Source organism: Plesiocystis pacifica SIR-1, assembly GCF_000170895.1.
Classification (GTDB): domain Bacteria; phylum Myxococcota_A; class Polyangia; order Nannocystales; family Nannocystaceae; genus Plesiocystis; species Plesiocystis pacifica.
In genome coordinates this window covers 1-10,341 of sequence record NZ_ABCS01000180.1, presented here as the reverse complement: position 1 = coordinate 10,341, position 10,341 = coordinate 1, and the positions used below count along the sequence as shown (strand labels likewise).

6 protein-coding genes are annotated in these 10,341 nt (G+C 73.2%); 3 read left to right on the top strand and 3 right to left on the bottom strand.

All coding sequences use genetic code 11. The annotated features are described in order from the left end of the window. Nucleotides 1–143: 143 nt before the first annotated feature. Nucleotides 144–1,115, bottom strand: a complete 972-nt coding sequence (locus PPSIR1_RS40270; RefSeq protein WP_157596495.1) for a PEGA domain-containing protein — start codon at nucleotides 1,113–1,115, stop codon at nucleotides 144–146. Between the two features lie 125 nt (nucleotides 1,116–1,240). Between PPSIR1_RS40270 and PPSIR1_RS40265 the strand changes: the two genes are divergently transcribed. The 3 genes from PPSIR1_RS40265 to PPSIR1_RS40255 all read left to right on the top strand — a co-directional run bounded on the left by PPSIR1_RS40265 (nucleotide 1,241) and on the right by PPSIR1_RS40255 (nucleotide 3,393). Then, complete coding sequence (locus PPSIR1_RS40265; protein WP_006977089.1) at nucleotides 1,241–2,263, top strand: class I fructose-bisphosphate aldolase; 1,023 nt, start codon at nucleotides 1,241–1,243, stop codon at nucleotides 2,261–2,263. 89 nt (nucleotides 2,264–2,352) lie between these two features. Next, the gene (locus tag PPSIR1_RS40260) at nucleotides 2,353–2,808 is read left to right on the top strand and encodes a hypothetical protein (RefSeq protein ID WP_006977088.1); all 456 of its coding nucleotides are present in this window, start codon (nucleotides 2,353–2,355) and stop codon (nucleotides 2,806–2,808) included. Between the two features lie 36 nt (nucleotides 2,809–2,844). Beyond that, nucleotides 2,845–3,393, top strand: a complete 549-nt coding sequence (locus tag PPSIR1_RS40255) for a hypothetical protein (RefSeq protein WP_006977087.1) — start codon at nucleotides 2,845–2,847, stop codon at nucleotides 3,391–3,393. Here the strand turns inward: PPSIR1_RS40255 and PPSIR1_RS45330 are convergent. Continuing rightward, a complete protein-coding gene (locus tag PPSIR1_RS45330; RefSeq protein ID WP_006977086.1) occupies nucleotides 3,390–5,102 on the bottom strand; it encodes a DUF2330 domain-containing protein in 1,713 nt (570 codons plus the stop codon). The two genes, PPSIR1_RS40255 and PPSIR1_RS45330, sit on opposite strands and share 4 nt — an antisense overlap. 52 nt (nucleotides 5,103–5,154) lie before the next feature. Beyond that, nucleotides 5,155–10,341, bottom strand: a 5,187-nt coding sequence (locus PPSIR1_RS40245) for an SDR family NAD(P)-dependent oxidoreductase (RefSeq protein WP_006977085.1), incomplete at its 5' end; no start/stop codon positions are given.

The window sequence follows — 10,341 nt, the reverse complement described above, 5'->3', positions numbered from 1 at the left end:
ACTCGACGGCGCGGGTCGACACGGGGGCGTTGGCCTGGAGGTAGTCGAAGGGCTCGGCCGTGCAGCTCGGGGTCAGACCGAAGAGCGCGAGGCTCCAGGCGCGTCGGCGCGCGGGCGAGGGTCGGGGGAGTGTCATGGCGAACTCAAAAGCGCAGCCGCGCGCCCAGGCCGACGCCCAGGCCCGAGCCCAGGGGCGACACGAGGGGCGCGACCCCGTCGAGCTGCACGGCCAGGTTGCGCCGGCGCTTGTCGGCGCGCGAGGCCTCGCCGGGCTGGTGCAGCAGGTAGTAGAGGGTCAGGGCGGTCAGCCCCGCGGTCGCGCCCCACATGGCGATGCCGACGTTGAGGTCGCGGCGGCCGTTCTCGAAGCGCGGGTCGTCGCGGTCGTACTGCCCGAAGCCGTCGAGGTCGGCCGCGAGGCTGCGCTGGGCCTGGACGCCGAGGGTGGTGAAGGTGACGCCCGCGACCAGGGTGGTCAGCCCGAGGGCCCCGGTGAGCACCGCGGGCGCCCGCGAGGTCGAGGGCTGGAGGCGGACGTCGAGGGTGACCTCGTCGGCCTGGTTCATGCGCAGGGGGAAGTCGAGGGGCTTGTGCCGGCGCTTGCGGACGGCCACGCGGTGCTTGCCCGGCTCGACGCGCTCGCGGCAGGGCAGGCCGCACAGCAGCTCGCCGTCGAGGCTGACCTCGGCCCCCTCGCTGGCTTCGTTGGCCGCGCGCAGCTCGAGCCACGCGTCCTCGATGAGCTCGGGCTCGACCTCGAGGGTCAGGGGCTCGCCGGCGACGATGGTGACGTCGAGGGACCAGGGCTGGTAGCCGGCGCTCTCGGTGCGCAGGCGCCAGCGCCCGGCGGGCAGGGAGGCGTGGACCGGCAGGGGCCCGAGCTCGACGGTGCTCGGTCCGCCCGTGTCGTCGTCGAGGGACTCGGCGACCAGCCGGGCGCCGTGGGCGGTGCTCTCGACGTGCAGGGCACCCGAGGTCGGGCGGGGCGCGGGCGCTCGGATGGGCACGGGCTCGATCGCGTCGTCGGCGACGGGCGGAGCCTCATCACGCGAGGCCGGCGGCTGCCCGGCGCGGGCCGGCTGGGCGAGGGCGAGCACCACCATGGGAGCGCTCACGCAGGTGAAGCTCCATCGACGATCTGGCCCGCGGCGGCGCACGGCGGCAGTATAGCCGGAATGTGACGGGCTCTTGACACCAGCGACGCGAGCGGGGAGGGTCCGCAGGTCTAGCGAGACCCACCATGACCGAGTCCCTCGAAAGCATCGCAAACGCCCTCGTCGCCCCCGGAAAAGGCATCTTGGCGGCCGACGAGAGCTTCCCGACCATCGCCAAGCGCTTCGCCTCCATCGGCGTCGAGAGCTCCGAGGAGCTGCGCCGGAGCTACCGCGGGATGCTGTTCATGGCCGACGGCGCGAGCGAGTTCATCTCGGGCGTGATCATGTTCGACGAGACCGTCAGCCAAAAGACGGACGCCGGCGAGACCTACCCCGAGGCCCTGAAGGAGCTGGGGATCATCACCGGCATCAAGGTGGACACGGGCGCCAAGGCCCTCGCCGGCCACGCGGGCGAGAAGGTCACCGAGGGCCTCGACGGCCTCCGCGACCGGCTGGCCGCCTACTACGACAAGGGCGCTCGCTTCGCCAAGTGGCGCGCCGTCATCACCATCGGCGACGGCATCCCCAGCAACGCCTGCGTCCGCGCCAACGCCCACGCCCTGGCCCGCTACGCCGCGCTGTGCCAGGAGGCCAACATCGTGCCCATGGTCGAGCCGGAGGTCCTCATGGACGGCGACCACGACATCGACCGCTGCGACGCGGTGACCTCGTGGGCGCTCCAGGAGGTGTTCACGGCGCTGCGCGAGCAGGGCGTGGCCCTCGAGGGCATGCTGCTCAAGCCCAACATGGTCATCTCGGGCAAGGGCGACGCCAACCGTGCCGACGTCCAGACCGTCGCCGCGCGCACCGTCGCGTGCCTGCGCCGCAACGTCCCCGCCGCCGTGCCGGGCATCGTGTTCCTGTCCGGCGGCCAGTCGGACGTCGAAGCCACCGCGCACCTCGACGCCATGAACAAGCTCGGGGCCGAGCAGGGCGGGCTGCCCTGGCAGCTGAGCTTCTCCTACGGCCGCGCGCTGCAGGCCGCCGCGCTGAAGGCCTGGGGCGGCAAGGCCGACAACTACGCGGCTGGCCAGGCGGCCTTCCTCGAGCGGGCCAAGGCCAACTCGGCCGCCCGCAACGGCCGCTGGGACACCAGCTTCGAAGGTTGAGCGGAGCGCTCTCTGCTCGCAAGCAAGGGGAGCCTCGGGGCTCCCCTTTTGCGTTGTCGCAGGTACGGCAGCGCTGTTAGCGTGGAGGCATGGGAGCGGCGGCGCGGAGCTTCGTCATTTGGGCCCTGAGCCTGGGGCTCGGCGGCGGGGCGCTCGTCGCTTGCGGACCTCCGTCGGCAGATGGTCCCACGGAAGACATCGACTTCGAGGCCTTGCGCGAGGAGGCCTGCGCCGCCGCGTGCTCGACCATGGATGCGTGCGAGCCCGATCGCTTCGAGGGCCAGGAGCCCGAGGACTGTTTCACCCGCTGCACGAGCTTGCTGCCGCTGCTCCACGAAGAGAACCAGTGCGGGAGCCGACAGATCATCTGGCTGGAGTGTCTGGGCGAGCTCAGCTGCGAAGCCTACGCGGCCTACGACGCGAACGAGAAGCTGCCTCGAACCGATCATGACTACTCGATCCCGTGCATTGCCGAGGATGACTGGAAGTTTCCCTGTGATGAAGACGCGCCCTTCGACCTCGAAGAGCCCGTCTCGACGCCGTGAGCAAGCATGATGGATGCTCCCGCTCCAAGAGTCTTCGTGCGCTACATGCTAGCGGCGCCGGTGTTGGTTTGCTTCGCCTGCCCGTTGGCGGACGAGGGCATCGTTGTCGAAGTCGAGAACGAGTGCGGGGAGGAGTGGGTTGCTCAGACTGTCGGGGCTCACGGCTACAACGGCATTGGGGGCAAGGAAGCCATCGTCACGGATGCGGATGAGTGGCTCAGCAAGACCTACTGCGTCTCTCAGTCCGAGCACGAAGACCTCTCGGATATCGAGAGCGAGCTCGCGGCCGAGTTTGTGAGCGCGGCGATCGAGCGGTGCAAGGCGCGGGCGCTCGAGTTGGGGCTGGCTGACAGCGACGACACCTGTACGAGCACGGCGAACCTCGGGTGGGTTGGCCCTTGCGCCTACCCTCATGGGTGCAGCGAGCCTGCAGGGACGGACGACGAGGCGGATGACGGCGGGAGCGAAGACGAGGCCGAGGGGGGAACGGACGAGAGCGAGACTGGAAGCGAGAGCGAGACCGACTCGGGTGAAGAGATGACGTCGGAGACCGACGCACTCGGACTACCGCCTGAGGCTGGTTAGCCATCGCTGCATGAGCGGCGGCGAAGTCCGAAGTGGGCGAGGCCTGCGAGGCCGAGCAGGAGCAGGCCGCTCCACTTCGTCGCGCCTTCGGGGGTCGAGCAGTGGGCGCAGCCATCGGCCTCGGCCGGGGCAGGGGCCGTGTCGTCGATGGCGTCCGGTGGGTCGGGGTCGGGGTCCGAGCCGAGGGCCGCGCTCTCGAGTTGGGGCTCCGGAGTGGGTTCGGGCTCCGGGACAGGTTCGGGCTCGGGCGCCGGCGTCGGCGCCGGCACCGGATCAGAAGGAACGGGCGGCGGCACGATCGACGCGTCGCCCTTGGACAGCAGCTCCACGTCGAGGCGGCCCTCGTCTTTTTGACGCACGTAGTTGTCGAGCTTCAGCTTGCGGTTGACGAAGGCCAGGTCCTGGGCGAGCTCCGAGGCCCCGCCGCCGCGGCCCACCTTGCTGTCGACCCCCGGCCACGGCCCGCCCCAGCGGCGCCGCCGGGGGTTTTGGCAGCTGACCTCGCCCTTCCAGTAGTGCCGGATGATGTAGCGGGCCTGGAAGTTGTTGTTGCGGTCAGGCACGGCGCCGCGCTCGAGCCGGCCCTGGTCGTCGACGACGCGCTCGCGGCCGCCGACGATGGGCGGCGCGACCTGGAACACCAGGTCGTTGCCCAGGCTGCGCTTGCCGTAGCGGGCGTGCAGCCGGGTCAGGGTGATGTTCGGGCTGACCTGCTGGGGCAGGACGTCGCCGCCGAGGGTGATGAGCTCGTTGGTGCTCAGGGGCCGGTCCGGGCAGGGGTCGCAGGTGCGGGCCATCCACGAGTACTCGGTGACCACGGCCCCGGGGTGCTCGCGCAGCGTCGCGTCGAAGAGCGCGGCGTAGAAGCTGCCGAAGCGCTTGCGGACCCCGTTCTTGACCTCGATGTTGGTCGGGATGGCGACGTTGGGGTAGTTGGCGACCTCGTAGCGATCGTCGGCGAGGATGTGGACGATGAGGTCCTGGGACTTGCCGGCGTTGATCAGGCCCAGGCGGATCGGCAGGCTGAAGGTGTCCGAGTCGTAGTGCACGCGCAGGGGCGAGAGGGACACGCGCCCGTCGACGAACTTGACCTTGCTGGCGTCGACCTTGGCGACGAAAAATTTGTGGCCCTGCTGGACGTAGGGGCGCAGCAACGCCTCGGCCTTGGCCGGGATGGCGTAGTTCTCGTGGCGCAGCCACGCGTCGAGGCCGGTGGAGTCCTGGGCCGAGAGCACGACGACCTCGTACTCGCCGACCTCGAACTCGGACTCGACGCGCACGCCGAAGTCGGCCGGGGCCCCGCCGGGCACGCCCCCAGCAACTCCGTCGGCCATGGCCTTGTTGGGCGAGCGCTTGCGCTTGTGCTTTTTGTAGGCGCAGGGGTCTTGCTCCCAGTACTCGACCAGGCGCGGGGAGGCGAGGCGATCGACGCGATCGAAGATCGACCTGGGCAGGATCTTCACGTCCTCCTCCTCGAGCACGACGGGCACGGGCACGACCATGGCGAAGTCCTCCGGCGGCCCCGCGTAGGTGTTTTGCATCGACAGCACCGTGCGCCGACCCTGGCGCATGAGCACGACCATGGTCGCGTCGTTGAACATCTTGGTGTCCGCGCCGGCGACGTAGAAGCCGCAAAAGGCCTCCGCGGGCGTCGGCGCGAACAACAAGACGATCAGCGAGAGGAGGGCGAGAGCGAAGGAAGAGCGCACTGCGCAATCTTCGCATCCTTGGCGGCGGTCGAGCGTGAAAATGCCGCGCGGGTCACCAGCCGCGCGCGTCCAGCCACGCCCGCAGCGCCCCGGCGCAGGCCTCGGCGCCCTCGGTCAGCAGTTGGGCGTGGTCGGCCTCGCAGGGGGCGATGTCGAGGTCGGCGATCCGCGGGCCCCACTGCGTCGCGGGATCGGTCGCCACGTCCACGCCCCAGCCGGGGTGCCGCATGCCGCGGGTGCACGCGAGGTGGAGCGTGGGCGTGGCGGTGATGGGCCGGTCGCGCCACTGCTCGAGCAGCGCGGCGATGCTGTGCTGCATGGTCGTGAGCTCGTGGATGAAGGCGTCGTCGTCGCCGTGGGTCTGGAGGTGGAGCGCGATGGCGTCGTGCACGAACATCTGCGTGAGGTTGCTGGTGTCCCACTCGAAGGGGTGGGGGGTGTCGAGGAGGACCAGGCCGGGCGCGGGGCGACCCTGGGCCTCGAGCCTCGCGGCCAGCATGGCGCTGAACCATCCGCCGCTCGAGTAGCCGACGAGCACCGGGGCCCGACCGGTGCGCTCGGCGATCGCGGCGTGGGCCTGGGCGTGGTAGTCGCAGACGCCTTCGAGGTCCGCCGGGAGGGCGTCCCCGAGCTCGTAGCCCGGGTTGGCCGCGGACCACAGCGAGGCTCGATCGCCCAGGAGCTTGGCGACGCGGAGGAACTGCAGGGGCGAGGAGGGCAGGGCGAGGGAGGGGACGCAGTACAGCGGCACGCCCGTATTGGAGGCACCTTCAGACAGGCGCACCGGGGCGGCCTCGGGCGCTCGGTGGCCAGCGTCGAGCATGCGCCGCATGGCCAGCAAGGTGGTGCAGGTGGACGCAAAGGACTCCCGGTCGCCGCCCTCGATGCAGCTGCGCAGCAGCGAGACGACGCGGTAGCTGGAGCCCTTCGTCGGGCGCGGCTGGGGCTGCTCGTCGGGCTCGCGCTGGGCGAGCAGGTAGTCGCGCACGCCGGGCATGGCTGCTGGCTTCGGAGCAGGCTCCGGAGCAGGCTCCAGTTCGGACAAGCTCGCCTCGATGCGCGCGCCGAGGCTGTCCACCGTCGCGCCGTCGAACAGCGCCGTCGCGGGGAGCTGCACGCCGCTGCGCCGCCGCAGCTGGTTGCGCAGCTCGATGGCCATGAGCGAGTCGAGGCCCAGGGCGCCGAGCTCGACACCGGGGACGAGGCGCTCGGCGAGCGCTTCGGGGGTCGAGCCGAGGACGGCCGCGAGCTCCTCGCGGACGAGGGCCTGGACGGCGAGTTGGCGGGCTTCGACGCTCCCGCGGCTCAGGCGGGGGTCGAGGCTGTCCGGGGCGTCCGCCGCCACGTCGGCGCGCTGGCGGAGCGCCGCGCGGGCGAGGGGGAGCCCGCCTCCCCGCCGGGAGCCCGCGTGGGTGAGGTGGATGGGCACGCTCAGGGCGTCGGGGTCTCGGCTCGCGCGGCGCAGGGCGAGGCCCAAGAGCGCGAGGCCCTCGCGGACGGCGAAGGGGCGCGCGCCCTCGCTGCGCATGCGCGAGCGCGTCGAGGCGGACGCGCGGGCGGCCATGCCGACCTCGGCCCAGGGGCCCCAGGCGAGGGACAGCCCGGCCAGGCCGCGGGCGCGCCGATCGGCCGCGAGCGCGTCGAGGGTGGCGTTGGCGGCCGCGTAGTTGGCCTGCCCCGCGGCCCCGAACACCCCGGCGGCGGAGGAGAAGAGCACGAAGTGATCGAGCTCGAGGTCCAGCTCGACGCTCAGCGCGTCGAGCTGGCGGGCCGCGTCGACCTTGGGCCCGAACACGGCCGCGACCTCCCTCGGCGTGAGCGCGAGGCCGAGCTTGTCGGCGAGCACGCCCGCGGCGTGGAAGATGGCGCGCACGGGTGGCGTGGCCGTCAACGCTTCGCGCAACACCGCGGGCTGGCTCGCGTCCCCGGCGAGGACGCGGACCTGGGCGCCGGCGGCCTCGAGCTCGGCCCGCAGCGCGTCAACGCCGGGGGCCTGCTCGCCGCTGCGGGACAGCAGGGTCAGGTGGCGCGCGCCGTGGGCGGTGGCGAGGTGCCGGGCGAGGCGGCCTCCGATCGCTCCCGTGCCGCCGGTGATCAACACCGTACCCGCGAGCGCGTCTGAGCCGGGGGGGAGCTCGGGCAAGGGCTCGCTGCGCGCGAGCCGGGGGACCAAGAGCGCGCCGCGGCGCAGGGCGACCTGAGTCTCTTTGCGGGCCTCGGCGAGGGCCAGGGCGGCGCTCAGCGTGGCGGCGGACTTGGGGTCGGCGTCGGTGTCGACGAGGGCCAGGGTGCGCTCGGGGTGCTCGCTCTGGAGCGCGCGGAGCAAGCCCCAAACGGGCGCGTGGGGGAGGTCGAGGCCCTCGCGCTCGGCCCCGCAGGCGACGGCTCGCCGGGTCAGGGCGACGAGCGCGGTCGCCTCGAGGCGCGGATCGCCGAGCAGGGTCTGGGCGAGGGCGAGGGCCTCGACGCAGGCCTCCCGCGGCGTCGCGTGGGCGCCTGGGGAGAAGCTGGCGATCACGCGCGCAGGGGCGGGAGCTCCCGCGTCCAGGCGCGCGAGCAGGGCCGCGCGGTCGGGGAGGCGCTCGAAGGCGTCGAGCTCGGGCGCGTCCCCGAGGACGAGGGTCTGGCCGGGGTTCGGGCTGACGGAGGCGGCCTCGACGGGCTGCCAGCGCACGCGGTGCAGGTGCGCCCCGATCGCGTGGTCGTCGAGCAGCCGCGTCCGCGGAGCCCGGTGGGTGGTGAAGCCCTCGAGCCGGGCGACGGCCCGACCCTCGGCGTCGTAGTAGGTCAGCTCGGAGGTGGTCGAGTCGGCGGTCGCCTCGACCAGGCGGAGCGTCGCGTGCACGGGCGGGCGCCGCTCGCCGAACCACACCAGGCGCTCGGCGAGGATCGGCAGCTGCGGCGTGTCCTCGACCTCGCCGACAGCCCGCGGTCGCGCCCAGGCCTGGAGCGCGAAGCTGTTGTCGATGAAGCCGCCGGGCAGGGGCGCGTCGTCGATGGTGAGGCCCTCGGGGGCCGCGAAGCGACCGCGGGCGTGGCCCTCGGCGGTGCGCTCGGCCCCGCGGATCCACCACCACCTCGGGCCCCAGGTGATCTGCACGCGGTCGAGGAGGGCGTCGAGGAGGGGGCGCTCGAAGTCGCCGGTGCGGGTCGTTTCGACCAGGGGCTCGGGCGGCGCGTCGTCTCGGCTGGGCGCGAGCACCCCCCGGGCGAGCTCGACGCGCGCGCCCGCTTCGAGGATGAAGGCGCTGGCCTCGAAGCCCTCCGCGTTTGCGAGGGGCGAGAGCTCGACGTGCAAGGTGGTGTGGAAGGCCTCGGAGTCGTAGTGGAGCGCGCGGACGAATTGCACCTCGCGCAGCTCCACGGCCTTGCCGGGCCAGCGCGACTCGGCGATGGCCAGGAGCACGGCCATGTGGAAGGAGCCGGGGACGACCAGGCGATCGTAGACGCGGTGGTCGCCGAGGTAGGGCTGAAGCGGCGGGCCGATCTCGAGGGTGTGCAGGCTGTGGCCGGTCGACAGATCGACGCGGTGGCCGGCGAGGGCCATGGGGTCGGCGGCGCTCGGGGGCAGCGCGGGCGGGGCTTCGGCGGCGCTCGGGAGCCAGTGGTGGCGGCGCTCGAAGGGGTAGGCGGGCAGGGGGACGGGTCGGAGCGCCCAGGGGGCGAAGGCCCGCGCCCAGTCGACGGCGAAGCCCCGACAGTGGAGGGCGCCGAGGGCCGCGATCAGGCTGTCGAGCTCGCCCTGCTCGCTGCGCATGCTGGCCAGCAGCGTGGGCGCGTCGACACCGTCTCGCTCGGCGAAGGTCGCCGCGACCAGGGGCGTGAGCACGGCCCGGGGCCCGAGCTCGAGCACGGTCGTGACCCCGCGGCGGGCGAGGGCCTCGACGCCAGCGGCGAAGCGCACGGGCGCGCGGACCTGCTCGATCCAGTAGGCCGGGCGGCTCATGGCTTCGAGGGACGCTCCGGCGACGGTGGGGATCACGGGGACGCGCGCCGGGTGGAAGGTGAGCGACTCGGCGAGCTCGGCGAAGGCCTCGAGCATGGGCTCGACCCGCGGGGTGTGGAAGGCCGTCGAGACCTGCAGGCGCCGGACCTTGCGACCGCGGGCCTCGAAGCGAGCGGCGAGCTCGGCCACGGCCTGGGCCTCGCCGGACACGACCGTCGAGTGCGGGCCGTTGAGGCCGGCGATCCACACTTCGGTCTCACCCAGCGCTGCCTCGACCTCGTCGGCGCTGGCTTGCAGCGAGGCCATGGCGCCCGGCGGGAGGGCCTGCATCAGGCGACCGCGGGCGGCGACGAGGCGGCAGGCGTCGTCGAGGCCGAAGATGCCCGCGACGTGGGCGGCGGCGAGCTCTCCGATGGAATGGCCGAGCAGCACCGTGGGGCGCAGGCCGAGGTGCTCGAGGGTCCGGGCGAGGGCGACCTCGAGGGCGAACAGGGCCGGCTGGGTGTAGTCGGTGCGGTCGAGGAGGGCGGCCGCTTCGGAGCCCGGGTCCGCGAACACGACGGACTTCAGGGGGCGCTCGAGGTGGGCGTCGAAGCGGGAGCACAGCGCGTCGAAGGCGTCCCGGAACGCGGGCAGGTGGGCGCGCAGGGTCTGGCCCATGCCCAGGCGCTGGGCGCCCTGACCGGAGAACACCAGCGCGAGCTCGCGGCCTTGGCCGCGCGCGCGCGGATCGTGGGTGCGCACGGACGCCCGGGCGCTGGACGGGAGCGCGTGGCCGTGCTCGGCGAGCTGAGCCAGCGCGGCGAGCTCGTGGACGCAGGCGCGGTGCTCGAAGTGCTCGGCGCGCGTGGCCAGGCTCGCGGCGAGCTCGAGCTGGGCGCGGGCGTCGAGGGCAGGCCGAGCGCCGAGCAGGGCGTGGAGCTGCGCCGCGCGGGCGCGGAGGCTGGCCTCGCTGCGCGCCGAGAGCAGCAGGGGGGGCCGCAGCGGCGGTGCGGGGGGAGTCGAGGGGGCGTCGAGGGTCGGCGCCTGCTCGAGGATCACGTGGGCGTTGGTGCCCGAGAGGCCGAAGCCCGAGACGCCCGCGCGCCGGGGGGCGCCCGCGGGGCTCGGCCACTCGCGCAGGCCGTCGACGACCTCGACCGGGAGCGCGGCCCAGTCGATGTGCGGGTTGCGGGGCGAGCTGTGCAGCGAGGCCGGGACGGCGCCGTGGGCCATGGCCGCGAGCACCTTGGCGACGCCGATGAGCCCCGCGGCGGACTCGAGGTGGCCGAGGGTTGGACTTGACGGTGCCGA

Bases quoted from the DNA above. Each gene is read 5' to 3' on its own strand.
- PPSIR1_RS40265 (WP_006977089.1), top strand. From the start codon at position 1,241: ATGACCGAGTCCCTCGAAAGCATCGCAAACGCCCTCGTCGCCCCCGGA.
- PPSIR1_RS40260 (WP_006977088.1), top strand. From the start codon at position 2,353: ATGGGAGCGGCGGCGCGGAGCTTCGTCATTTGGGCCCTGAGCCTGGGG.